The organism is Streptomyces sp. NBC_01525, assembly GCF_045040405.1.
In the GTDB taxonomy this organism is placed as follows: Bacteria; Actinomycetota; Actinomycetes; order Streptomycetales; family Streptomycetaceae; genus Streptomyces; species Streptomyces benahoarensis.
On record NZ_CP109397.1, the window covers coordinates 3908975 to 3932432 of the forward strand.

Genomic DNA, 23458 nt, shown 5'->3' on the forward strand with positions numbered 1-23458 from the left:
CGCCGTGCACATTCCTGCTGACCAACGGCACATCCGCATCAATGACGAACTGATCCAAACGAAACCACCTAGGCCAGACCGCCGCCGACCAGGACGGCGCCGTACGCCCGCGGTCGCTGGGCCGGTCGGCCCGGCCGCTCAGGCAGCGGTGACCCGCGCGACGAAGTCCGCAAGTGCCGCCCGTATGTCGGCCGCCGTCCACTCCAGTGCGGGTGCCTGCACCGTCACCTCCGTGGTCGCGAGGCCCGGGGTGGCGTCCTCGAACCAGGTCTGGAACATGCTCGTTCCCGTCTCCCGCGCCTGCCGCAGACCGGCGTCGTTCAGCGCCTGCGCCGGATACGGCAGCCACAGCCGGAACTGATGGGTGTGCGGTTCCCGCGGATGGACGCGGAACCACGGCACGGACGACTCGGCCAGCCCCTCCGTCAGGGCCCGCGCGACATCCTTCGCCTGGGCGACGTACGCGGGCAGGCGCGGCAGTTCGGCGTCCAGCCCGGCGAGTGCGGTCAGCGCCGTCGGCCACTGCTGGAAGATCTGCCCGCCGTAGCGGTGCCGCCAGGCGCGGGTCTCCTCGATGAAGCTCTCGCTGCCCACCAGGGCGGCGCCGCCGATGCCGCCGAGCGACTTGTAGAACGAGACGTACACGCTGTCGGCGAGGGCGGCGATCTCCGGGAGCCCGCGCCCGAAGTGGGGCGTGCACTCCCAGAGGCGGGCCCCGTCGAAGTGGACCACCGCGTCCCGCTCCCGGGCCGCCTCGACGGACGCCGTCAGCTCGTCCCACCCGGGCAGGACGAACCCGGCGTCCCGCAGTGGCAGTTCCAGCGCCAGGGTGCCGAACGGCTCCTGCAGGGCATGGACCTCGTCGGCCGTCGGTGTGCGTGGCTCACCGGTCGGGTGGACCATCCGCAGGCCGCTGAGCGTGGCGTACGCGTCGCGCTCGTGGACCTCCATATGGGAGAGCGGGTGACCGGCGACGGTGGCGTTGCCCGTGCGCCCGGCCCAGCAGCGCAGGGCCACCTGCTGCGCCATCGTCCCGGTGGGGAAGAACGCGGCGGCCTCGGCGCCCAGCGCGTCGGCGGTGCGGCGCTCCAGCTCGCCGACGATGCCGTCGTCGTTGCCGTACATGTCGGGCCAGGCGTCGAGGTCGTAGGCGCCCGGGGAGTCGGAGAGGAGGCCGTCGAGCCGTTCGCGGAGGGTCTGCGGTCGGGCGGCCAGGGTCCGCTTCGCGCCGCGCGCCGCCGCGAGTCGCCGGTGCCGGTCGCCGACGCCGGGCTCCGCGCCAGGGTCGGCCTCTTGTCGTGGCGGTGTGTGTCGGTCGGGCTGTCGGGTGGGCTGGTGGTGGTCGTGCCGGGTGTTTCCGTGCATGGTCTCCCCCGTCCGTGCCGGTCTCCGCCGAGCCGGTGCTCCGCGGCGTTGCCTCGATGATGGCGTACGCGATGCCACCGCCGCTCGGCCTGTGGACAACTTTCTGTGACCTCCCGACAATGCATCCCTGACCTGCGGAAATGGCGAGGCAAGGCTTTTTTGGAAGGAATGGTGGGACGGGCCGTGGCGCGGCGGTCGGGCGGCGGCGGGGCGGGCCGGACGGTGACGTGGGCGGCGGCCCGACGATGACGCGGACGGCGGTCGGATGGTGCCCGTCGCCGGGCCCGGAGGCGGCCGGAAACACTCGCGTAGCATGGCGATGAATCGTCCGGTACCCCCTGAGGACTGGAACGGAAGGCCATCGCCACGTGAACGCAATCCCGCCCATCGAGGCCCAGGACCGCCCGGCCCGACTGACCGTCGGCGTTGTCGGCGCCGGTCGCGTCGGCCCCGCTCTCGCCGCTTCGCTCCAGCTCGCCGGACACCGTCCGGTCGCCGTCTCCGGGGTGTCCGACGCCTCCGTACGGCGCGCGGCGGCCCTGCTGCCCGAGGTGCCGCTGGTGCCGCCCGCCGAGGTGCTGGCCCGCGCCGACCTCGTCCTGCTGACCGTCCCCGACGACGCGCTGGCCGGCCTCGTGGCGGGGCTCGCCGAGACCGGTGCGGTACGCCCGGGACAGCTGCTGGTGCACACGTCGGGCCGGTACGGGACGGCCGTGCTGGACCCCGCCACCAGGGCGGGCGCGCTGCCGCTCGCCCTCCACCCGGCGATGACGTTCACCGGTACGCCCGTCGACGTCCAGCGGCTGGCCGGTTGCTCCTTCGGGGTCACCTCGCCCGAGGCGCTGCGGATGGCCGCCGAAGCCCTGGTCATCGAGATGGGCGGGGAACCCGAATGGATCGCGGAGGAGGCCCGTCCGCTCTACCACGCGGCCCTGACGATCGGCGCGAACCACCTGGTCACGCTGGTCGCCCAGGCGATGGAGCTGCTCCGCACCGCCGGTGTCGGGGCGCCGGCCCGGATGCTCGGCCCGCTGCTCGGCGCGGCCCTCGACAACGCCCTCCGCTCCGGTGACGCGGCCCTGACCGGCCCGGTGGCGCGCGGCGACGCGGGCACCGTGGCGGCGCACGTCGCCGAACTGCGCAGGCACGCGCCGCAGAGCGTCGCCGGTTACCTGGCGATGGCCCGTACGACGGCCGACCGGGCGCTCGCCCACGGCCTGCTCAAGCCGGAACTGGCCGAGGACCTGCTCGGCGTCCTCGCCGACACCGCGCCCCCGGGGCGCCCGGGGGCAACCACCGCTCCCGGAGACACCCGGGCCGAAGGCACCCGCCCCGGGCCCGACGCCCCGGCGAGCGCCCCGGAAGACGGCCCCGAGGACGCCCCGGACCCCGGCTCCCCCAGGGACCACAGCCCGGACCAGTCCCCCAAGGGAGACGAGGGCCCCAAGGGAGACGACCCCCGATGACCACCGCCACCCCCGGCCCGCATCCGACTCCCGCCCCTGACCAGGCCCCCACCCCCCAACTCCTCCACACCGCCGCCGAACTCCGCTCCACGGCGCGCGGCGACGGTCCGCGCGCCGTCGTCATGACCATGGGCGCGCTCCACGAGGGGCACGCCACCTTGGTGCGCGCCGCCCGGGAACGGGTGGGTCCGCGTGGCCAGGTGGTCGTGACGGTCTTCGTCAATCCGCTGCAGTTCGGCGCGGGCGAAGACCTCGACCGCTACCCCCGCACCCTGGACGCCGATGTCCGCGTCGCCGCCGCGGCGGGCGCCGACGTCGTCTTCGCGCCCTCCGCCGACGAGGTCTACCCGGGCGGCGAACCGCAGGTCAGGGTCGCCGCCGGGCCGATGGGCACGCTCCTGGAGGGCGCCAGCCGCCCCGGGCACTTCGACGGCGTCCTCACCGTCGTCGCCAAGCTGCTGCACCTGACCGGCCCGGACGTGGCGCTGTTCGGCGAGAAGGACGCGCAGCAGCTCGCCGTCATCACCAGGATGGCCGCCGACCTGAACTTCCCGGTGGAGATCGTGGGCGTCCCCACCGTCCGGGAGGACGACGGGCTGGCGCGCTCCAGCCGCAACCGCTACCTCTCCGCCGACGAGCGCCGCACCGCCCTGGCGCTGTCCACGGCGCTGTTCGCCGCCCGGGACCGGCTCACCGCCGAGGAGGCGCTGCGCGCCCGCGCCGGAGCCGACGGGCCCCGCTCACAGCGCCGCTCCGAGGCGCTGGCCGCCCTCGGCGAGGAACGGGCCGCCGCGGACGCCCACGCCGTCGCCCAGGCCGCCGCGGGGCGGCCGGGGCCCGCCGTGGCGCGCGCCGCCGCGCACGCCGTCCTCGCCGACGCCGCCCGCCTCGACCCGCCGCTGGAGCTGGACTACCTCGCGCTCGTCGACCCGTCGGACTTCGCCGAGGTCCCCGACGGCTACGAAGGCGAAGCGGTCCTGGCGCTCGCCGCCCGGGTCGGCACCACCCGCCTCATCGACAACATCCGCCTCCGCTTCGGGTCCCGTACTGCCCAAGGAGACGACCCCGCCCCGGGCGCATCCCAGGGGGCCCCGCGCACCCGGGGCGGGGCGGCCGTAATCTCACCGCAGGCCCCCGGAGGGGCCGCGTCCGACGAATCCCAAGGCCCCCTCGGAGCGTCCTGATGACCGCCACCGGAACAGGCACCGTCCCCGGCTCCACCGGCATACGGCTGACCGCGCCCGCCCCGGGCTGGGCCATCGACGCCGATGTCGTCGTCGTGGGCTCCGGCGTCGCGGGCCTGACCGCCGCGCTGCGCTGCGCCGCCGCGGGACGCCGCACCGTCGTCGTCACCAAGGCGTGCCTGGACGACGGCTCCACCCGGTGGGCACAGGGCGGCATCGCCGCCGCCCTGGGGGAGGGCGACACCCCCGAACAGCACCTGGCGGACACCCTCGTCGCCGGAGCCGGGCTCTGCGACGAGGAAGCCGTCCGCACCCTGGTCACCGAAGGACCGGCCGCCGTACGCCGCCTCATCGGGGCGGGCGCCCGGTTCGACACCACCCCGGGGGGCGAGGGCATCGCGCTCACCCGGGAGGGCGGCCACCACCGCCGCCGTATCGCGCACGCCGGTGGCGACGCGACCGGCGTGGAGATCTCCCGCGCGCTGGTCGCCGCGGTCCGCGCCGCCGGGCTGCGCACCATCGAGAACGCGCTCGTCCTCGACCTGCTGACCGACGACCGGGGCCGTACCGCGGGCGTCACCCTGCACGTGATGGGCGAGGGCCGTCACGACGGCGTGGGCGCCGTACACGCCCCCGCCGTGGTCCTCGCCACCGGCGGCATGGGGCAGGTCTTCTCCGCCACCACCAACCCGGCAGTCTCCACCGGTGACGGCGTCGCTCTCGCCCTACGGGCCGGGGCGGAGATCTCCGACCTGGAGTTCGTGCAGTTCCACCCCACGGTCCTCTACCTGGGCGCGGAAGCGGAAGGGCAGCAACCGCTCATCTCCGAGGCGGTCCGCGGTGAGGGCGCCCACCTGGTCGACGCGGACGGCCACCGCTTCATGGTGGGCCAGCACGAACTCGCCGAACTCGCCCCGCGCGACATCGTCGCCAAGGCGATCATGCGCCGCGCCCACGAAGCCGGTACCGACCACATGTTCCTCGACGCCCGGCACTTCGGCGCCGCCATGTGGGAGACCCGCTTCCCCACCATCCTCGCGGCCTGCCGCAGCCACGGCATCGACCCCGTCACCCAGCCCATCCCGGTGGCCCCGGCCGCCCACTACGCCTCCGGGGGCGTCCGCACCGACCTCTGGGGCCGCACGACCGTCCCCGGGCTCTACGCCTGCGGCGAGGTCGCCTGCACCGGCGTCCACGGGGCGAACCGCCTCGCCTCCAACTCCCTGCTGGAGGGCCTGGTCTTCGCGGAACGCATCGCGAGGGACCTCGCCCCGGGCGAGCCGGACGCGGGCACCGCCCCGGGCGAGCCGGGTCCGGCTGCTCCGGGGGACACCGCCGCCCCCAAGGGCGCACCCACCCCCGACGCGTCCCCCCCGGGCACCACCCTCCCCCTGCTCGCCCCCGAGGCGCGGGTGCGGGTGCAGCGCGTCATGACGGAGGGCGCCGGGGTGCTGCGCAGCGCCGACAGCCTCGCGCGGGCCGCCGCCGCGCTCGACCGGCTCCGCCAAGAGGCGGCCGCGGCCGACGGCGACGGCGCCCCCGACGTCAAGGTGCCCGAGCCCGGTGTCGAGGCGTGGGAGGCCACCAACCTGCTGTGCGTCGCCCGGGTCCTCGTCGCCGCGGCGCAGCGCCGGGAGGAGACCCGCGGCTGCCACTGGCGCGAGGACCACCCCGGACGCGACGACGCCGTCTGGCGCCGCCACTTCCGCATCGCCCTCGGCGCCGGCCGCACCCTGGCCGTCCACACCACGGAGACCGCCGCCTTCCCGCCGACGGCACCCGCCCAGGGCGCACCCGCCCAGGGCGCACCCGCCCCCGGCGCACCGGACCCCGTACGCGCCCCCGGCGCGCCGACCGCCTGACGCGCCCCCACCGACCGCCGCACCACCCGCCTCTTCCCGATACGGAGCCCACCCGTGAGCAGCACCCCCGACGACCTCCCCCTCCTCCAGATCGGCATCGGCCGGCCGTCGGCCGAGACGCCCGCCGGTGGCGGCTGCGGCGACGCCTGCGGCTGCGGCGGGCCCGACGAGGGCTACGACCTCGACCCGCTGACCTGCGGCCTCGACCCGGACCTCGCCGCCCTCCTGGTGGCCGCCGGGCTCGACCCCGTCCAGGTGGAGGGCATCGCCCACCTCGCCCTGGAGGAGGACCTCGACGAGGGCGTGGACGTCACCACCGTCGCGACCGTCCCCGAGGAGTCCGTGTCCACCGGCGACTTCACCGCCCGCCAGGCCGGCACGGTCGCCGGGCTGCGGGTCGCCGAAGCGGTGCTCTCCCTGGTGTGCACCGAGGAGTTCGAGGTCGAGCGGCATGTCGAGGACGGCGACCGCGTCGAGGCCGGCACGACGCTCCTCAGCGTCACCACCCGCACCCGCGACCTCCTCACCGCCGAGCGCAGCGCCCTCAACCTCCTGGGCCGCCTCTCCGGCATCGCCACCGCCACCCGCGCCTGGGCCGACGCCCTGGAGGGCACCGGGGCCAAGGTCCGCGACACCCGTAAGACCACCCCGGGGCTGCGCGCCCTGGAGAAGTTCGCGGTGCGCTGCGGCGGCGGCGTCAACCACCGCATGTCGCTGTCGGACGCCGCGCTGATCAAGGACAACCACGTCATCGCGGCGGGCGGCGTCGCCGCGGCGTTCACCGCCGTACGCGACGAGTTCCCCGGCGTGCCGATCGAGGTCGAGGTCGACCGCCTCGACCAGATCCCGCCGATCCTCGCGGAGGGCGCCGACCTGATCCTCCTGGACAACTTCACCCCGGAGCAGACCGAGGAGGCCGTCGTCCTGGTGGCGGGCCGCGCGATCCTGGAGTCCTCCGGGCGCCTCACCCTCGACAACGCCGCCCGGTACGGCCGCACCGGCGTCGACTTCCTCGCCGTCGGCGCCCTCACCCACTCCGCACCGGTCCTCGACATCGGCCTCGACCTGCGCGAAGAGGCCCCCGCCACCGCCCCGGCCGACGACGAGCACGAGGACCGCTGACCGCCATGCTGCTGACCATTGACGTGGGCAACACCCACACCGTCCTCGGGCTCTTCGACGGCGAGGACATCGTCGAGCACTGGCGGATCTCCACCGATGCCCGCCGCACCGCCGACGAACTCGCCGTCCTGCTGCACGGCCTGATGGGCATGCACCCGCTCCTGGGCGACGACCTCGGCGACGGCATCGACGGCATCGCCATCTGCTCCACCGTCCCCTCCGTCCTGCACGAACTGCGCGAGGTCACCCGCCGCTACTACGGCGACGTACCGGCCGTCCTGGTGGAGCCCGGCGTCAAGACGGGCGTGCCGATCCTCATGGACAACCCCAAGGAGGTCGGCGCCGACCGGATCATCAACTCGCTGGCCGCCGTCGAGCTGTACGGGGGCCCCGCCGTCGTCGTCGACTTCGGCACCGCCACCACCTTCGACGCGGTCAGCGCCCGCGGTGAGTACGTCGGCGGCGTCATCGCGCCCGGCATCGAGATCTCCGTGGACGCCCTCGGCGTCCGGGGCGCTCAGCTCCGCAAGATCGAACTGGCCCGGCCGCGCAGCGTCATCGGCAAGAACACCGTCGAGGCGATGCAGTCCGGCATCCTCTACGGCTTCGCCGGCCAGGTCGACGGCGTCGTCCGCCGGATGGTCCGCGAACTCGCCGACGACCCGGACGACGTGACCGTCATCGCCACCGGCGGACTCGCCCCCATGGTCCTGGGCGAGGCCGCCGAGATCGACGAACACGAACCGTGGCTCACCCTCATCGGCCTCCGCCTCGTCCACGAACGCAACGTCGCCCGCTCCTGACCCGGCCGGTACGGACACGGCCCCCGCGCCCGTACCCCGCCGCCCGCTCGAACGGCCCGCACGGCCCCGGGACGCGCCACCCAGGCGCGCGCCCCGGGGCCGCGCCCTTTTCCGCTCTCCCCGGGGCCCCACCCCACGCCATCGAAATCCCGTTAAGCGGCTTTTGTCCTAGTTGCACGTAAAGTCCGCTGCATGCCTATGCCATACGGAACCCGCGGCGGCATGGTGTTCAGCGCCGACGAACTGCGCGTGCTCCGCCGCGCCCTCGCCCACGCCCGCCGGTCGACGCCCGCCACCCCGCCCGGCCCCGCCGGGCCCGAGCACACCGTGGAGCCTCAGGAGTACCTCCGGCTGGCCGAGGCCGTCGACGAGGCGGAGCGCGAAGGCGCCCGGCTGCGCGCCTTCCTCCTCGCCGACCTCGCCCGCTACCGCGCCGCCCTCCCCGGCGCGGCCCCCGGCTACCTCGCCCGCCTGGACGAGGCGCTCGCCGTCGGCTGCGTCCCCGGAGCCGACGACCTAGCCGCCCTGCACGCCCTCGCGCCGAGGGCCGCCGGGGCCGCCGAGGGCGTCCGCCGTGCCGGACTGCCGCGCCGCTGCGAGGCGTCCACCGGGCGGGCCGCCCCCGCCCACCCGGCGGACGCCCGCCTGAGGGCCCTGCCGGGCGCCCGCAGTGCCGACGAGCCCCGCCCCGCGCCCCACCGCCCCGCGCCCGACCCCGCGTCCCGGCCCGCCCCGCGGCCCGCCCCCAAGGAACCGCGGCCCGAGCGCCCGGTACCCACCCCGGGGGAGGTCTTCCCGCGCCGCCGTCGCCCCGCGCCGCCCCCCGCGGCCCGTACGGCCTGAGCGCTGCGTACCCTGGAATCCTCACGCCCCGAGGAGGCCCCCGCCATGGATTACGTCGCCGCGCTCTTCCCGCCCGCACTAATGGCCGTGGCGTTCACCGCGCTGATTGTGGTCATGGTCAAGAGTCAGGGCGGTCAGAACAAGGCCAAGGAAGACGCCGCGGTGGACGCCGCGTTCGCCGAATCGGCCGCTTCCGGCCAGGAGCCCACCACGCGCGGCGCCTGACCTTCCGCCCAATCCGGCGGCATCGCCACCCGCACTTCGTACGGCCCGGGATTCCCTCCCGGGCCGTACCTCGTTTTTCCCGTGCAAACGCACCTGATGAACCGGCAATCGCGACATCTCCCACTATTCTTCAAGTGTGCCGAGACCATTGGGTGAGCTGGAAGACGCCGTCATGACGCGGGTCTGGGAGTGGAACCGCCCGGTCACCGTCCGGGAAGTTCTGGAAGACCTGCAGAAGGAACGGTCGATCGCGTACACGACCGTCATGACGGTATTGGACAACCTTCACCAGAAGGGCTGGGTCCGGCGCGAAGCGGAAGGCCGCGCCTATCGATATGAGGCGGTCTCCACCCGCGCCGCATACTCGGCCGCACTCATGAACGAAGCGTGGTCCGCGAGCGACAACCCGGCAGCCGCTCTTGTCGCGTTCTTCGGCATGATGTCGCCCGAGCAACGCAACGCTCTGCGCGATGCGGTCCGTATGGTTCAGGTCGACGAACCGGCCCCGCCCGCAGAACTCACCGATGCCACGGAAGCCCCCGCCACCCCCGAGCAGGCATCCGGCGGCGGACCCGCCGGAGAAGCGGAAGGCGCCCCGCGGGAGGACGCCCGCCGGAACACCGCTCAGGCGCCCGATGCGGCACCGGAAGAAGTCACGGAAGAGCCCCGCCGCACCGCCCCGGCGGAAGGCGAGGAACCCGGAGCGGACGCGAGCGCCGCGGAGCGATAGCGTCGCCGCATGCCTCCGCATTCAAGCCGCATGCCTCCGCATTCAAAAGGGCTCACCGTCCGCCGCGCCAGGACCGCCGATGTGCCCGCCGTACGCCACCTCATCGACTCGTACTCCCGTGACGGCATCCTGCTCGACAAAGCCACCGTCACGCTTTACGAGGACATCCAGGAGTTCTGGGTCGCCGAGCGCGATGAGGACGCCGAGGTCGTCGGCTGCGGCGCGCTCCATGTGATGTGGGAAGACCTCGCCGAGGTTCGCACCCTCGCCGTGGACCCGCAGCTCAAGGGCTCCGGCGTCGGCCATCAGGTCCTGGACAAGCTGCTGCGGACCGCGAGCTGGCTCGGCGTGCGGCGCATTTTCTGTCTCACCTTCGAAGTCGACTTCTTCGCCAAGCACGGCTTCGTCGAGATCGGCGAGACTCCGGTGGACGGTGATGTCTACAGCGAGCTGCTGCGTTCCTATGACGAGGGCGTGGCGGAGTTCCTCGGTCTCGAACGAGTGAAGCCCAACACCCTGGGCAACAGTCGCATGCTTCTGCACCTCTGACCGGCGTTCTATGTCCGAATCGCGCCCCTATCCCATGGCCAGGACACGACGCGTTCCCCGGTGCGCGGGCAAGTGAACCCTACCCAGGGGTTTGTGTTTTCCCGGGAAAAGCGGTTTGCTTTCCGTCGTAATCCGCATTCGATGAAAGGGAAACCCGGTGGCACAGAAGGTTCAGGTTCTTCTTGTCGACGACCTCGACGGCGGCGAGGCCGACGAGACCGTGACGTTCTCTCTCGACGGCAAGTCCTACGAGATCGACCTCACCACCGCCAACGCGGACAAGCTGCGTGAGTCTCTTGCCGACTTCGTGAAGGCCGGCCGTCGTACCGGAGGCCGTTCCGCTTCCGGCCGCGGCAAGGCGCGTGCGGCTTCGGGCGGCAGCCAGGACACCGCGAAGGTGCGCGCGTGGGCCAAGGAGAACGGCTACAACGTCAATGACCGCGGCCGTGTCCCGGCCGACATTCGCGAGGCATACGAGAAGGCCAACGGCTGATCGCCTTCGGCGCGATCCGTTTGGTCATTTACGAGCACGCAGCAACCGGGCCCGGTGGCATTCCGTCGCCGCCGCGCTCACGAGCCGTACGAGGTCGGGGACGCAACCGCGCTCCCCGAAACCTGCCCCGATCCCCGTGACGGGCAGGGAATTCTCGGCCTCGTATCCCGGTTCGGGAGGCCGCATCCATACCGCGGCCTCCCGTGAGCCGATTGCGCATGATGACGGTCCGGAAGTGGGGAATGACGGAGCGGTCATACTCCCTCCGGCGCCCCGCGCCGTGAGATCCGCCGCGAGTGAGCCCCACTCCAGCCATTCCAGGATTCCGGGCAGTTCCTCGGAGCCGCCCGCCGCGATGAGCATGAGCATTTTCGGCCGATCGACGCGGGAAATCCCGTCGCCCCCGGACGGAACACCCCCGGCGCGGCACCCCGCCGCCCCGGGGCCGGACGGCGGACGGAGATGACCGCCCAGGAGCGCGACCGGCCCGGTGCGCGGCAGCCGCCGCAGCACCGCTTGGCCCGCGTCCGCAGGCATCTCCAGGACGTCGAACCGCACCCCCGTCAGCAGCTCCACCGGCTCCCCGCCGGTCGTCGGCCAGCCGAGTTCCCGCTCGTACCAGCGACGTACGGCGGCGAGGGGCGTACGGGGATGCGGGAGCGCGCGGGCCATGCCCGGTGCAACTTCCGGGAACCCGGAAGGTTACGTTGGGTTGACGCGGCAGCACGTTCCGTGCCCGGCCGGGTGGCGGACGGCGGTCCGGATCGGTCCGAAGGTGTTCGCCCGTAGCGGAGGGAAGGGGCCCGTGCCGCATGGAGTGTCAGTGGCGACGGGTAAGACATTCATCATGGGAAAAGACGGTGTGACGGCGTTCGGCGCCCCGATATCGGCATCACGGCCGGTTTCCGGGACGCCGCGCCGGAACGGGCAGCGTTCGCCACGGGCGTAGTGGTGGTGGGCGTATATGCCTGGCCTGCGGGAACATCGTCTCGCACCATCGGGTTGGAGCAGTTGTCGGCTGTTCGGGGCAGGTGACGTCCCTACGAGAGTGGGGTGAGCCGCGTACGGGTGTCGGCAGTTGGAATGAGCTGTCCCGCCCTGCGGGACTAGCATGCGGAAGGACAGGGAGGGGACCGCCCCCTTCACTGCCCGACCGCTCTGAGGAGCGATTTACGATGTTCGAGAGGTTCACCGACCGCGCGCGGCGGGTTGTCGTCCTGGCTCAGGAAGAAGCCCGGATGCTCAACCACAACTACATCGGCACCGAGCACATTCTCCTGGGCCTGATCCACGAGGGTGAGGGTGTCGCCGCTAAGGCCCTGGAGAGCCTCGGGATTTCGCTCGAGGCGGTCCGCCAGCAGGTGGAGGAGATCATCGGGCAGGGCCAGCAGGCTCCGTCCGGCCACATCCCCTTCACCCCCCGTGCCAAGAAGGTCCTGGAGCTGTCGCTCCGCGAGGCCCTTCAGCTCGGCCACAACTACATCGGCACCGAGCACATCCTGCTCGGCCTGATCCGCGAGGGCGAGGGCGTCGCCGCCCAGGTCCTCGTGAAGCTGGGCGCCGATCTCAACCGGGTGCGGCAGCAGGTCATCCAGCTGCTCTCCGGCTACCAGGGCAAGGAAGCCGCCACCGCCGGCGGCCCCGCCGAGGGCACGCCCTCGACCTCCCTCGTCCTGGACCAGTTCGGCCGCAACCTCACGCAGGCCGCCCGGGAGACCAAGCTCGACCCGGTCATCGGGCGCGAGAAGGAAATCGAGCGGGTCATGCAGGTGCTGTCCCGCCGCACCAAGAACAACCCGGTCCTCATCGGCGAGCCCGGCGTCGGCAAGACCGCCGTCGTCGAGGGCCTGGCGCAGGCCATCGTCAAGGGCGAGGTGCCCGAGACCCTCAAGGACAAGCACCTCTACACCCTCGACCTCGGCGCGCTGGTCGCCGGCTCCCGCTACCGCGGTGACTTCGAGGAGCGCCTGAAGAAGGTCCTCAAGGAGATCCGCACCCGCGGCGACATCATCCTGTTCATCGACGAGCTGCACACGCTGGTCGGTGCGGGCGCCGCCGAGGGCGCGATCGACGCCGCCTCCATCCTCAAGCCGATGCTGGCCCGCGGTGAGCTGCAGACCATCGGCGCCACCACGCTCGACGAGTACCGCAAGCACCTGGAGAAGGACGCGGCGCTGGAGCGCCGCTTCCAGCCCATCCAGGTCGCGGAGCCGTCGCTGCCGCACACCATCGAGATCCTCAAGGGCCTGCGGGACCGCTACGAGGCGCACCACCGGGTGTCCATCACGGACTCCGCACTGGTCGCCGCGGCCACCCTCGCCGACCGCTACATCTCGGACCGCTTCCTGCCGGACAAGGCCATCGACCTCATCGACGAGGCCGGCTCCCGGATGCGCATCCGCCGGATGACCGCGCCGCCGGACCTCCGCGAGTTCGACGAGAAGATCGCCGACGTGCGCCGCGAGAAGGAGTCCGCGATCGACTCGCAGGACTTCGAGATGGCCGCCGGTCTCCGCGACAAGGAGAAGCAGCTCCTGGCCGCGAAGGCGAAGCGGGAGAAGGAGTGGAAGGCCGGCGACATGGACGTCGTCGCCGAGGTGGACGAGGAGCTGATCGCCGAGGTCCTGGCGACGGCCACCGGCATCCCGGTCTTCAAGCTCACCGAGGAGGAGTCCTCCCGGCTGCTGCGGATGGAAGACGAGCTGCACAAGCGCGTCATCGGCCAGAAGGACGCCATCAAGGCGCTCTCGCAGGCCATCCGCCGTACCCGTGCCGGTCTGAAGGACCCGAAGCGTCCCGGCGGATCGTTCATCTTCGCCGGTCCGTCCGGTGTCGGTAAGACGGAGCTGTCCAAGACGCTCGCCGAGTTCCTCTTCGGCGACGAGGACGCGCTGATCTCCCTCGACATGTCGGAGTTCAGCGAGAAGCACACCGTCTCGCGGCTGTTCGGTTCGCCTCCCGGCTACGTCGGCTACGAAGAGGGCGGCCAGCTCACCGAGAAGGTGCGCCGCAAGCCGTTCTCCGTCGTGCTCTTCGACGAGGTCGAGAAGGCCCACCCGGACATCTTCAACTCGCTGCTGCAGATCCTGGAGGACGGTCGCCTGACCGACTCCCAGGGCCGGGTCGTGGACTTCAAGAACACCGTCATCATCATGACGACGAACCTCGGCACCCGGGACATCTCCAAGGGCTTCAACCTGGGCTTCGCCGCCCAGGGCGACGCCAAGACCGGCTACGAGCGGATGAAGAACAAGGTCAACGAGGAGCTGAAGCAGCACTTCCGCCCCGAGTTCCTCAACCGTGTCGACGACACCGTCGTCTTCCACCAGCTCACCGAGGACGACATCATCCAGATCGTCGACCTCATGATCGCCAAGGTGGACGAGCGGCTGAAGGACCGCGACATGGGCATCGAGCTGAGCGGCGAGGCCAAGTCGCTGCTCGCCAAGCGCGGGTACGACCCGGTGCTCGGCGCCCGTCCGCTGCGCCGCACGATCCAGCGCGAGATCGAGGACGCCCTCTCGGAGAAGATCCTCTTCAACGAGCTGCGCCCCGGTCACATCGTGGTCGTCGACGTGGAGGGCGAGGGCGACTCCGCCGCCTTCACCTTCCGCGGCGAGGAGAAGTCGGCCCTGCCGGATGCGCCGCCGATCGAGTCGACGGCTGGTGGGTCTGGTCCGACTGATCTGAGCAAGGATGCGTAGCGGCTCGCGCTTCGCGTAGTGCCTGTGGCACCGCCCCGAACCTGGTTATGGGTTCGGGGCGGTGTTGTTTTGTGTGGGGCGGGGTTTGCTGTGCCGGGTGCCGCGCCCTTGGTGCGTCAGGTGCGGGGTTCGGGGTAGAGGGTGAGTTTTACGCCGGGGGGAATGGTGGTGCCTGGGACGGGGCGCAGGCGGGAGAGGGAGAGCTCTTCGAGGTGGGGTAGGTCGGTGAGCGGTGGGACCTCGAAGACAGCGTCGGGGGAGCGCATGCCCGCCACCGTCAGGGTGCGGACGCCGGGAAAATGAGGGAGGGCTGTGCGCAGCAATGCGGTGAGGGTCGTTTCCGGGGCCTTTGCGTCGTTGACGAGGGCGAGCGTCGTCACCTGGGGGAGCTGAAGCCCGGCGGGGATATGGAGGGGTCCGCCGTCGTGGACCCCAAAGGTGAAGTCTGTCAGCTTCTTGTGCTGGGCGACGGCCCGCCATTGCTCCTCGCCGAAGTCAGCGGTGAGGCGGCGAAGCTGGAGCGTGGCGAGGTTTGGCCAGGCCGAGGTTTCACGGAACTCGGTACCGAGCGGGGCGCCTAGGGACAGCTGGGTCAGTGGGGATTCCGTCGGGCAGGCGTCCAAGCCCTCCGGGGGGAGAGGGGCATCAAAGATCAAACTAACGAGGTGACGAAGGGTGGAGAGGCCCCGGGGGAAGCGGGTGGAGCCGTCGCCGCCATAGCGAAGATTGAACGCACGAAGGGCCGTGAGCCCGCTCAGCGGGGCGAGGTCGGTGACCTTTGGGCAGGCGCTCAATGTCAGTACCGTCAGCCGCTGTGATGCGCGGAGGAAGCCAAGGCCGTCGAGGGCTGGGGCATTCATGAGGCACAGCAATTCGAGGCGTTCCAGATCCAGAGCGCCGATGAGTTCTTCTTCAGTGAGGGCCCCGGTCACCCACATACGGGTACGACCGCCGAGTGCCTTGAGAGCTTGAAGTTCGGCGGTGGACCCGGCCCAGTAGAGGCCGCCCGGATCGAGGTGCCGGATGATCTCCTCGGCGTACCGGTCGGTTGCGAAGGAGGGCCAGGAACTCGCGAGTTGGTTGTGCACGCCGGGATGGTTGCGGAACCGCCTCAGCACCTCCAGCGCGCCCTCGGTGCCGATCTTGGCCGCCGTGGTCACCACCTGCCGGGCCTCGTCTTCCGTCAGCCCGTCCTCCGGCCCGGGTAGCAGCTCCACGACGAAGGGGCCAACCCCGGCCAGTAGGAGGGATTCTTCTGAGGTGCGCGGCGGCAGAATCGCCCCCGCCCTCTCCTCCACCGCCTCCCGCACCTCGGGCCGCAGCTCCGTCGCATGTTCCAGGCAGGCCAGGGCCAGGAGATGGACGCGGATGCGGGTGGTCTTGTCCTCGGTGCTGTCGCCATAGGCGACCAGCTCCGTAAGAAGTGCCCCCCGTTCCCGCGGCCGCGCATGCGCCACCGCCATCCGGATCACGTCCTCCCACTGGGAGTCATCGGCGTGCCGCACCAGTAGGCCGAAGTCGCCCTCCTCAATGGCCGCCTTCGCGCCCAGGTAGTCCTGGAAGGTGCGGTGGATGAAGTCGACGGAGCCGGGCGTGGGTTCGCGGAGGAGGCCGCTGCGGAGGAGGAGGTGGCGGAAGATCTGTGGGGCGTCGCCTTGGGCGGCGGCTACGGGGACCGCGGGCAGGGCCTGGGCGATGAGGTGTTCGGCGTGGGTGCGGTCGAGTTCGGTGCGGCCGTTGCGGATCAGCCAGTAGGCGAGGCGTTGCAGGAGCTGGATCTGTGGTTCGTCGCTCAGCTCGATGCCGTCGGGGCCGCGCATGTCGCGTTCCCGGTCGCGGCGGGCGAGCAGCATCGTCAGCGCCGCGTCGTACAGCTCCTTGCGGCCGGTGGGGAGGTAGCCGCGGCGGTCGCGGTGGAGGGCGCAGAGCAGGCCGCACATGAGGGGGTTGGTGGCGAGCCGGGCGAGGTCCTGCTTGGTGCGGACGGCGGTGAGCAGGGACGTTTCGTATGCGTCGAGGACGTCCGGGTCGGGGGCGTCGGGGCGGGCGGCGGCGTGCCAGCGGGCGATGAAGGCGGCCACCTCCTCGCGGCCCATCGGGGCGAGGGTCTGTTCCGTGAAGTTCTCGGCGGCGAGCCAGTCCTCGCGGACGGCGGAGGGGCGGGTGGTGACCATCCACAGGTTGGGGGAATCGGGGAAGGCGTCGAGGAGGTCGCGGAGCCAGTCGAGGGTGCGTCGCCGGTCGGCCTCGGGGATCTCGTCCAGGCCGTCGACGAGGAGGAGGCCGCGGCCGGCGGTCAGGACGCGTTCGGCCCACCCCGGGGGCTGGGACCCGGCGAGGGGGCAGCCGACGGTGGAGAGGAAGCGGTCCGGGGCGGGCAGCGCGTCGGCGCGGTGCAGGGTGCGGAGCGGGAGAACGAAGGGGATGCGGCCGTAGAGGTGGGGGAGCGGGGTCTCGGCGGGTTCGCGTGTGCAGCCGACGGCGAGCCACTGGACGAGGGTGCTCTTGCCGGAGCCGGCGACGCCGCGCAGCAGGACGCGGTCGAGGTGGGCGAGGGCGCGGTCAGCCGGTTCGAGGGGCGGCGGCGCGGGTTCCGCGCCGAGGCCGTCGAGGTGGGTGAGGCCGCCGGGGTCGGTGTGGTGACGCGGGGCGGCGCGGAGGCTCAGGTAGGCGGCGTCGAGCGGCCAGCGGTCGGGGGAGTTGGTGAGGTCGATGCCGTAGATGGTCAGGCGGCTGTGCTTGCGGGCGATGTAGCGGAGGTAGTCGCGTGCGAAGGCGGCGTCGGCGGCGTGGGCGGACGGCTGGCGGGCGATGAGGGTGTCGACGCGGTCGATCAGGGTGTCCAGGCCGCGGCTCTGCTGGACGAGGGTGCGGGCCACGAACGTCGACCGCTGGGTGAAGAAGTGGACGATGTGCAGGCAGGACGTGGTGAGGAGGGTGCGGTGCAGCTCCTCGGCGCCCTGGCTGAGGTCGCGCGTGGCGTGCGGGGCGGCGGCCGTGAGGCGGGCGGCGAGTGCGGTGGCGCCGAGCTGGACGGCCTGGACATCGTCCATGTCGAGGTCGCCGAGGGCGCCCAGGGAGGCGGCCAGGGCGTCGGCGACGGCGGTGTCCTCGTCGGCGGGTACGGGGCGCTCGCCCGGGCCCGCGGCGTCGACGGCGCGGCGCACCAGCTCGGCGGCGAGTTGGTGCAGGTCCTTCGCGGTGAGGGTGCGTTTCTCGCCGCGGAAGGACACCAGTGCGGAGAGCCGGACCGGGGCGCCGGTCAGCGCGGCGCCCGGCCCCTCCCGGACGAAGAGCTTCCGGACCAGCGGCCCGACCACGGCGGAGGCGAGGCGTACGCCGGCGGCGGATGGATCCATGAGTGGTGGCCCCCCGAGTTCCCTTGTTGCCTTGAGGTCTCTGACGGCTGGTGTACGCGGCTCTGATCCCCTGGCGTACGCGGCCGGGCACCCGGCCGTCCGCCGTCCCTGCGCGGCTACGGCTACGGGCGCGATCAAGGCTAGGGGCGTACGGGGCGGCCGGGAGCGGTTTCGGACGCTTCCGCGGCGACGCCGGGCCCCGGCCACGGCACCCGGCGACGGGCCCCGTCGGCAGCCGCTGTCTCTCCCCGGTCGGAGGGTCCCGCAAAGGCAAGTAACCGCCGTCACATAACCCCCGTCACATTCACCCCCCATTCCGAGTAACCGCGGTCACATAAATCCCGAAAACGATGAAGGAAAGGCCGCGGGGAAGGGGTGGAGGTAACCCCGGTCACAGAAGGTCGTTGGTCCCGAAACGGACATCGAAAGTCCCGCAAAAAGGGATGGGAGTCCGCTCCCTGGTGACTTGTCGCACAGCCGAATTCGCGCCTACTAGAGGGATTAGGGGGAGTTCTCCGGGAGTGCGAGGGGGTGTGGGACGGGTGTCGTAGGTCGCGCTTTCCGGGTGCGGGGAGCTGGGGCGACCACCTGGGTGATGTGAGTCTATATGTCCAGTTCAGGCATGGTATAGCGATCGGTCGCACGTGGGCGAGATGGGGTGATTTGGGGGATTGATCCACCGGTCATGCGTGGTGCCCGGCCAGCATCCGCGCCTCGCCGCGCTTACGGTCCGGGCTAGTAGAAAGGGCCCTTGGCAGCACGGCGATGGCGGGTTACCAAGGAATGGCGATGCCGGTCCGCAGCCGGGTCGCAGATCCCTTTTCGTTCCTTTCCGGAGGTGCAACCCGCATGTCGAAGTTCGCCAAGCTCCGCAATTCCAAGAAGTCCGCTCTCCGTACCCGTGCGGTGGCTGTCACCGTCGGTCTCGGCGCCTCCGTCGCCCTGGGTGCGGGAATTGCGAACGCCGCGGATTCCGGGCTGACGAGCCTCACCTCGAATGTGAGCTCCACTGTCGCCAAGCAGGCCGACGCGCAGACCAAGGCCGTGCAGAGCGCCAAGAAGGCCGCCGACGCCTGGGTCAAGCCGGTCGACAGCTACACCCTCGGCTCCACCTTCGGCCTCGCCGGTAGCCACTGGTCGCACAACCACAGCGGTCAGGACTTCGTCGTGCCGACCGGTACTGCCGTCAAGACCGTGCACCAGGGCGTCGTGGTCAAGGCCGGTCCGAACGGCGGCGGCGACGGTCCCGCGTACGGCAACGCCATCGTGGTCAAGCACCCGAACGGCATGTACACCCAGTACGCCCACCTGTCGAACATCCAGGTGAGCGTGGGCCAGGCGGTCAAGACCGGTCAGCAGATCGGCCTGTCAGGCTCCACCGGTAACTCCACCGGCCCGCACCTGCACTTCGAGGTCCGCACCGGCCCCAACTACGGGTCGGGCATCGAGCCGACCGGATTCCTGCGGGCTCACGGCGACTCCGTCTGAGCTGAGTCCGGCCGGGCTGGCCGGCGGTGCGGCGGGTTGGCCGCCGTGACCAGTTCCGTGGCGACCCTGAGGATGGCTTCGCGCTTCTCCTCGGGGTCGCCTTCGACGTGCTGCACCGTGAACTGACCCGCGTGCAGTGCGTGGACCGCGGTCAGGCACCGCATCTGGTCGACCAGCTCGGCGTCCGGGTCCTTGAGCAGGTCGAACAGCTCCCTCACCCGCCGCTTGAAGATCTCGCCGATGCTGAGATCCCGCACCGTCGCCTGGTTCTCGTGGACGAAGCGGAACAGCGATTCGGCGTTGCGCAGCGCCTCGGCGTAGCGGCGGACCAGCTCGGTCCTGGTCTCCGTGGTGCGCGGCTGCGCCCGCCCCCAGGCGAGGAGCTCGTCGATCGGCTGCGCCGCGTCCTCGAAGAGCCCGATGACGATGTCTTCCTTGGTCTTGAAGTGGTAGTAGAGCGCCGCCTTGGTGACGTCCAGCCGCTCGGCGATCTCGCGGAGTGAGGTCTTCTCGTAGCCGTGCGCGGAGAACAGTTCCAGTGCGGCGTCCTGGATGCGTCGGCGAGTGTTGCCCCTGCGCGCCTGACCTGTGCCCATGGTGCTCTCCTGCGTCCTCGGTGTGGTGCTCCGGGCGGGCCAAGAAAGAAACTTACTTGACGACCGGCTAGTGACGTCTTACCTTTCCTCACTGTACTGAACTAGCCGGGCGGCAAGTAAGTGGGAGTAAGTGAGAGTGATGGGGATGTCGCGGAGAGCGACCCCGACGGGGGACGGCATGGCAACGGCCGACAAGGCAGAACCGGCGCAGGGGGACCAGCAGGAGCAGACGGCGGGCAAGCAGCCCGCCAGCGTGCGCGTGGTGCTCTTCGCGCTGATGATCGCGATGCTGCTCGCGATGCTCGACAACATGATCGTCGGCACCGCGATGCCCACGATCGTCGGCGAACTGGGCGGTCTTGAGCACCTGTCCTGGGTGGTCACCGCCTATACGCTCGCCACCGCCGCGTCCACCCCGATCTGGGGCAAGCTCGGCGACATGTACGGACGCAAGGGCGTGTTCCTGTCGTCCATCGTGCTCTTCCTGATCGGCTCGGCGCTCTCCGGCGCGGCCCAGGACATGGGTCAGCTCATCGGCTTCCGTGCCGTGCAGGGGCTGGGTGCCGGCGGTCTGATGGTCGGCGTCATGGCGATCATCGGTGATCTGATTCCGCCGCGGGAGCGCGGTAAGTACCAGGGCATGATGGCCGGTGTCATGGCCATCGCCATGATCGGCGGGCCGCTGGTCGGCGGCACCATCACCGACCACCTCGGCTGGCGCTGGAGCTTCTACATCAACCTGCCGCTCGGCGCCGTGGCCCTCGCCATGGTCACCGCGGTGCTGCATCTGCCGAAGAAGCGGGCGCAGACGCGGATCGACTACATCGGTGCCGTGCTGCTCACCGTCGGCATCACCGCGCTGGTGCTGATGACGACGTGGGGCGGGACCGAGTACGACTGGGCGTCGCCGCAGATCATCGGGCTGGGCGCGGGCGCGGTCGTCGCGCTCGTGCTGTTCGTGCTGGTGGAGCGGAAGGTCGCGGAGCCGGTGCTGCCGCTGCACATCTTCCGGAACGGCAACTTCTCGCTGGTCACGCTGATCGGTTTCCTCGTCGGCTTCGTGATGTTCGGGTCGATGACCTTCCTGCCGCTGTTCCAGCAGACGGTGCAGGGCGCCTCGGCCACCAACTCCGGGCTGCTGCTCCTGCCGATGCTGCTGGCGATGATGGCGGTGTCGCTGTTCGCGGGCCGGGTCACCACCACGACCGGTAAGTACAAGGTCTTCGTGGTGATCGGCGGCGGGCTGATCACCGTCGGTCTGGCGCTGCTGTCCCTGATGGACGTCGGCACCACCCGCTTCACCTCGGGTCTCTACATGGCGGTGCTCGGCGCCGGTATGGGCTTTCTGATGCAGACGACGATGCTGATCGCGCAGAACAGCGTGGAGATGAAGGACATGGGCGTCGGCTCGTCGTCCGCCACGCTCTTCCGGACGATCGGTGGTTCCTTCGGTGTCGCGATCTTCGGTGCGGTCTTCACCCAGCAGGTGAAGGACACGATGAGCGAGCGGCTCGGCGCGGCGGGCGGCAAGCTGCCGTCCGGCGGTGCCGCGCAGCTGGACCCGAAGGGCCTGGCGCAGCTGCCGCCGATGGTGAAGGACGCGTATCTGCACGCGGTCTCGACCGGTACGCACCATGTGTTCCTGTGGGGCGCGATGGTCAGCATCATCGGTTTCGTCGCGGCGTGGTTCCTCAAGGAGATCCCGCTGCGCGGCGGTCCGGTCAGCCCCGCCGCCGAGAAGGACGAGATCGCCCCGGCGCCCGTCGCCGAACCGGTCTGACCGGCCTGACCCGCACATACGACCAGCGGCCCCCGCTCCGGCGGGGGCCGCTTCGTGCATTCCGTGGCCAATGTTCCAGGGCCTACGGCCGTTCCATGGCCAACGGTCCGGCCCGATTCCTGCGTTCCATGGCCAACGTTCCAGGGCGCGCCGCCCGGCGGGTGGCGGGTCAGCCGTCGCCCCACCACTTGGCGGGGTCGCCGCCGTATGTGTAGGTCGTGCGGCTGGCGGCGCCGCTGGTGCGGAACGGGCGGCCGCCGTCGTCGATGGGGAGGGTGCCGCTGCGTTTGCCGCTGCTCCAGTCCAGCTCCAGGTACCAACTGCAGTCGCAGGAGACAGCGTCCGCCCGGATGGCCAGCGCCTCCGGCTCGGTGGCGCTGACGGTGCGCGGGAACGGCTTGGCGGGGATCGTCTTCCCCGCCTGCTCACCGGGTACCGCCTTGACGACGGGGCTGGTGTTGTCGAGGGCGATGGAGTACGACGACGGGGTCAGCCCGCCGCCGCAGCCGCCCGACGGGTTGTAGTGCTGCCAGCCCAACGCCGGGCCCCGGCCCACGACCTGGACGCGCAGCGCCTCCAGCACCACCGGTTCCTTCTCCGTGCCACGGACCACCACGCCGATGCGCGAATGCTCCGCGTCGACGCCGCCGAGGCTGCGGGCCCAGCCGACGGTGTCCCCGGTCTGCGGGGTGCCGGGCATGTTCTCCGGGGGCCGGTTGATGAGAAAGGTCTGGAAGCAGGGCAGGTCGTCCCCCCAGACGTACGGGCGGACGTTCGCCGACAGCGGCACACTGCCCCCGGAGTGACCACTGCCGGATCCGGTGGAGGCGGAGGGGGCGCCGGACGGGCCCTGGCCGCCCTTGCCGGGTGGGGCGGACGCGTCCTTCTTCCCGTCCTTCTCCTTCCCGTCCCCCTTCTCCGGCTTCCCCTTCTCCTTCGCGGTCGCCGACGGGGTGCCGTCGGCCGGCGCGTCGCGCTCGCCGTTCTGCGCGTCCCCGTCGTGGGCGGTGGTGACGCGGTGGGCGGCGTCGTCCCCCGAGACGCCGTACGCGACGGTGACCGCGAGCGCGGCGACGACGGCCACCGCGGAGGTGATCAGCAGCGAGCGCCGCTTCCGGGATGCCTTCGGCGGAACGGTGAAGGCCGCGTTCTCGGCCGCCTCCTCGTCCGCGCGGTCGGCCGAGCGCGGAGGCTCCGCCGGAACGGGATGGGCCGCGTTCCGGGCCGCCCTTCCGTCCGGGCGCACCCCCGGGCCCGGAGCCGTATCGACCGGAGCCGGTCCGGGCCGCTCCCCGCCCACGGCCGCCATCCCCGCGCCCCGCGCCCACTCCGGCATCCGCCCCGCCGCGCCACCCGGCGCCGGCTCGGACGTCAACTCCGGCGTCGGCTCCGGATCAGGCGTCGGCCCCGGCTCGGCATCCGGCTTCGGACCGCTTGGCTCCGGTGCGGAGGCCGAACCCGGTGCGGAGGCCGAACCCGGTGCGGGCACCGCATCCGTCTCCGGCTCCGGTGCCTCCTCCCGGGCTGCCCCCGCCGGGCGTTTCTTCCCGCCCCGGGTGGCCGACGCCAGGATCCATCGCCGGTGCAGCTCGACCAGTTCGTCCGAGTCCGCGCCGCAGAGCCGCCCGAGGCGTTCGACGGATGCGAACTCGGCGGGTACCGCGTCGCCGTTGCAGTAGCGGTGCAGCGTTGACGTGCTCACGTGCAGACGCTTCGCCAGCGTGCCGTAGCTCTGTCCCGTGCGTCCCTTCAACTCCCGCAGCATGGCCGCGAAGGAGCCCTCCCCCTCGTCCTTCGTCATGCCTCAACTATTCCACGCGTTCCAGGCAAGCGTTCCAGGCTGTGGACAACTCCGCAGGCCAGACGGGGTGGAATCATTCCGGCGTCCC

General features: G+C 71.6%; 17 protein-coding genes and 1 pseudogene. 13 read left to right on the forward strand and 5 right to left on the reverse strand.

Translation table 11 applies throughout. The annotated features are described in order from the left end of the window. Positions 1-138 precede the first annotated feature (138 nt). Positions 139-1365 carry a threonine aldolase family protein gene (locus tag OG422_RS17605; protein ID WP_405743650.1) on the reverse strand — a complete coding sequence of 409 codons (1227 nt, stop codon included), beginning with the start codon at positions 1363-1365 and terminating at the stop codon, positions 139-141. A 368-nt stretch (positions 1366-1733) separates the two neighbouring features. Between OG422_RS17605 and OG422_RS17610 the strand changes: the two genes are divergently transcribed. From OG422_RS17610 to OG422_RS17655, 10 genes are all read left to right on the forward strand, one after another. Then, positions 1734-2831 carry a Rossmann-like and DUF2520 domain-containing protein gene (locus OG422_RS17610; protein ID WP_405743651.1) on the forward strand — a complete coding sequence of 366 codons (1098 nt, stop codon included), beginning with the start codon at positions 1734-1736 and terminating at the stop codon, positions 2829-2831. Further along, a complete protein-coding gene (gene panC, locus OG422_RS17615; RefSeq protein ID WP_405743652.1) occupies positions 2828-4015 on the forward strand; it encodes a pantoate--beta-alanine ligase in 1188 nt (395 codons plus the stop codon). Before OG422_RS17610 ends, panC begins: the two co-directional genes overlap by 4 nt. Further along, positions 4015-5877, forward strand: a complete 1863-nt coding sequence (locus OG422_RS17620; RefSeq protein WP_405743653.1) for an L-aspartate oxidase — start codon at positions 4015-4017, stop codon at positions 5875-5877. The genes panC and OG422_RS17620 overlap by 1 nt, the downstream gene beginning before the upstream one ends. Before the next feature lie 54 nt (positions 5878-5931). Beyond that, positions 5932-6999: a carboxylating nicotinate-nucleotide diphosphorylase gene (nadC, locus tag OG422_RS17625; protein ID WP_405743654.1), complete on the forward strand. Its 1068-nt coding sequence runs from the start codon at positions 5932-5934 to the stop codon at positions 6997-6999. A 5-nt stretch (positions 7000-7004) separates the two neighbouring features. Next, complete coding sequence (locus OG422_RS17630) at positions 7005-7802, forward strand: type III pantothenate kinase (RefSeq protein WP_143944771.1); 798 nt, start codon at positions 7005-7007, stop codon at positions 7800-7802. 192 nt (positions 7803-7994) lie between these two features. After that, positions 7995-8645, forward strand: a complete 651-nt coding sequence (locus OG422_RS17635; RefSeq protein WP_405743655.1) for a hypothetical protein — start codon at positions 7995-7997, stop codon at positions 8643-8645. A 45-nt stretch (positions 8646-8690) separates the two neighbouring features. After that, on the forward strand, positions 8691-8870 hold the full coding sequence (locus OG422_RS17640) for a hypothetical protein (protein WP_143940627.1): 180 nt from the start codon (positions 8691-8693) through the stop codon (positions 8868-8870). Positions 8871-9006: 136 nt separating this feature from the next. Next, positions 9007-9600 (forward strand): BlaI/MecI/CopY family transcriptional regulator, encoded by a 594-nt coding sequence (locus tag OG422_RS17645; protein ID WP_405743656.1) that lies wholly within the window; start codon positions 9007-9009, stop codon positions 9598-9600. Positions 9601-9630: 30 nt separating this feature from the next. Further along, entirely contained in the window at positions 9631-10149 is a 519-nt protein-coding gene (locus OG422_RS17650) for an amino-acid N-acetyltransferase (protein ID WP_143940625.1), read from the forward strand. A 157-nt stretch (positions 10150-10306) separates the two neighbouring features. After that, a complete protein-coding gene (locus OG422_RS17655) occupies positions 10307-10642 on the forward strand; it encodes an Lsr2 family protein (RefSeq protein ID WP_030289381.1) in 336 nt (111 codons plus the stop codon). Here OG422_RS17655 and OG422_RS17660 read toward each other — a convergent pair. Further along, positions 10573-11314 (reverse strand): annotated as a pseudogene (locus OG422_RS17660) (SCO3374 family protein). The gene OG422_RS17655 and the pseudogene OG422_RS17660 overlap by 70 nt on opposite strands. Before the next feature lie 503 nt (positions 11315-11817). On the opposite strand from OG422_RS17660, the gene OG422_RS17665 reads away from it, so the two are divergent. Beyond that, positions 11818-14346, forward strand: coding sequence for an ATP-dependent Clp protease ATP-binding subunit (locus tag OG422_RS17665; protein ID WP_143940623.1), 2529 nt, complete (start codon positions 11818-11820; stop codon positions 14344-14346). A 116-nt stretch (positions 14347-14462) separates the two neighbouring features. On the opposite strand, the gene OG422_RS17670 is transcribed toward OG422_RS17665, so the two are convergent. Then, positions 14463-17705, reverse strand: a complete 3243-nt coding sequence (locus tag OG422_RS17670; protein WP_405743657.1) for an NACHT domain-containing protein — start codon at positions 17703-17705, stop codon at positions 14463-14465. 849 nt (positions 17706-18554) lie between these two features. Here OG422_RS17670 and OG422_RS17675 point away from each other — a divergent pair. Further along, positions 18555-19193, forward strand: a complete 639-nt coding sequence (locus tag OG422_RS17675; protein ID WP_143940621.1) for a M23 family metallopeptidase — start codon at positions 18555-18557, stop codon at positions 19191-19193. Here the strand turns inward: OG422_RS17675 and OG422_RS17680 are convergent. Next, a complete protein-coding gene (locus OG422_RS17680; protein ID WP_405743658.1) occupies positions 19175-19789 on the reverse strand; it encodes a TetR/AcrR family transcriptional regulator in 615 nt (204 codons plus the stop codon). The two genes, OG422_RS17675 and OG422_RS17680, sit on opposite strands and share 19 nt — an antisense overlap. Positions 19790-19967: 178 nt before the next feature. Between OG422_RS17680 and OG422_RS17685 the strand changes: the two genes are divergently transcribed. Beyond that, positions 19968-21569: an MDR family MFS transporter gene (locus OG422_RS17685; protein WP_405743659.1), complete on the forward strand. Its 1602-nt coding sequence runs from the start codon at positions 19968-19970 to the stop codon at positions 21567-21569. Positions 21570-21738: 169 nt separating this feature from the next. Here the strand turns inward: OG422_RS17685 and OG422_RS17690 are convergent, their stop codons facing one another. Then, positions 21739-23370 (reverse strand): helix-turn-helix domain-containing protein, encoded by a 1632-nt coding sequence (locus OG422_RS17690; protein WP_405743660.1) that lies wholly within the window; start codon positions 23368-23370, stop codon positions 21739-21741. Positions 23371-23458: the final 88 nt, after the last annotated feature.

Bases quoted from the DNA above. Each gene is read 5' to 3' on its own strand.
- OG422_RS17605 (WP_405743650.1), bottom strand. From the start codon at position 1,365: ATGCACGGAAACACCCGGCACGACCACCACCAGCCCACCCGACAGCCC.
- panC (WP_405743652.1), top strand. From the start codon at position 2,828: ATGACCACCGCCACCCCCGGCCCGCATCCGACTCCCGCCCCTGACCAG.
- OG422_RS17620 (WP_405743653.1), top strand. From the start codon at position 4,015: ATGACCGCCACCGGAACAGGCACCGTCCCCGGCTCCACCGGCATACGG.
- OG422_RS17630 (WP_143944771.1), top strand. From the start codon at position 7,005: ATGCTGCTGACCATTGACGTGGGCAACACCCACACCGTCCTCGGGCTC.
- OG422_RS17635 (WP_405743655.1), top strand. From the start codon at position 7,995: ATGCCTATGCCATACGGAACCCGCGGCGGCATGGTGTTCAGCGCCGAC.
- OG422_RS17640 (WP_143940627.1), top strand. From the start codon at position 8,691: ATGGATTACGTCGCCGCGCTCTTCCCGCCCGCACTAATGGCCGTGGCG.
- OG422_RS17650 (WP_143940625.1), top strand. From the start codon at position 9,631: ATGCCTCCGCATTCAAAAGGGCTCACCGTCCGCCGCGCCAGGACCGCC.
- OG422_RS17665 (WP_143940623.1), top strand. From the start codon at position 11,818: ATGTTCGAGAGGTTCACCGACCGCGCGCGGCGGGTTGTCGTCCTGGCT.
- OG422_RS17670 (WP_405743657.1), bottom strand. From the start codon at position 17,705: ATGGATCCATCCGCCGCCGGCGTACGCCTCGCCTCCGCCGTGGTCGGG.
- OG422_RS17675 (WP_143940621.1), top strand. From the start codon at position 18,555: ATGTCGAAGTTCGCCAAGCTCCGCAATTCCAAGAAGTCCGCTCTCCGT.
- OG422_RS17680 (WP_405743658.1), bottom strand. From the start codon at position 19,789: ATGGGCACAGGTCAGGCGCGCAGGGGCAACACTCGCCGACGCATCCAG.
- OG422_RS17685 (WP_405743659.1), top strand. From the start codon at position 19,968: ATGGCAACGGCCGACAAGGCAGAACCGGCGCAGGGGGACCAGCAGGAG.
- OG422_RS17690 (WP_405743660.1), bottom strand. From the start codon at position 23,370: ATGACGAAGGACGAGGGGGAGGGCTCCTTCGCGGCCATGCTGCGGGAG.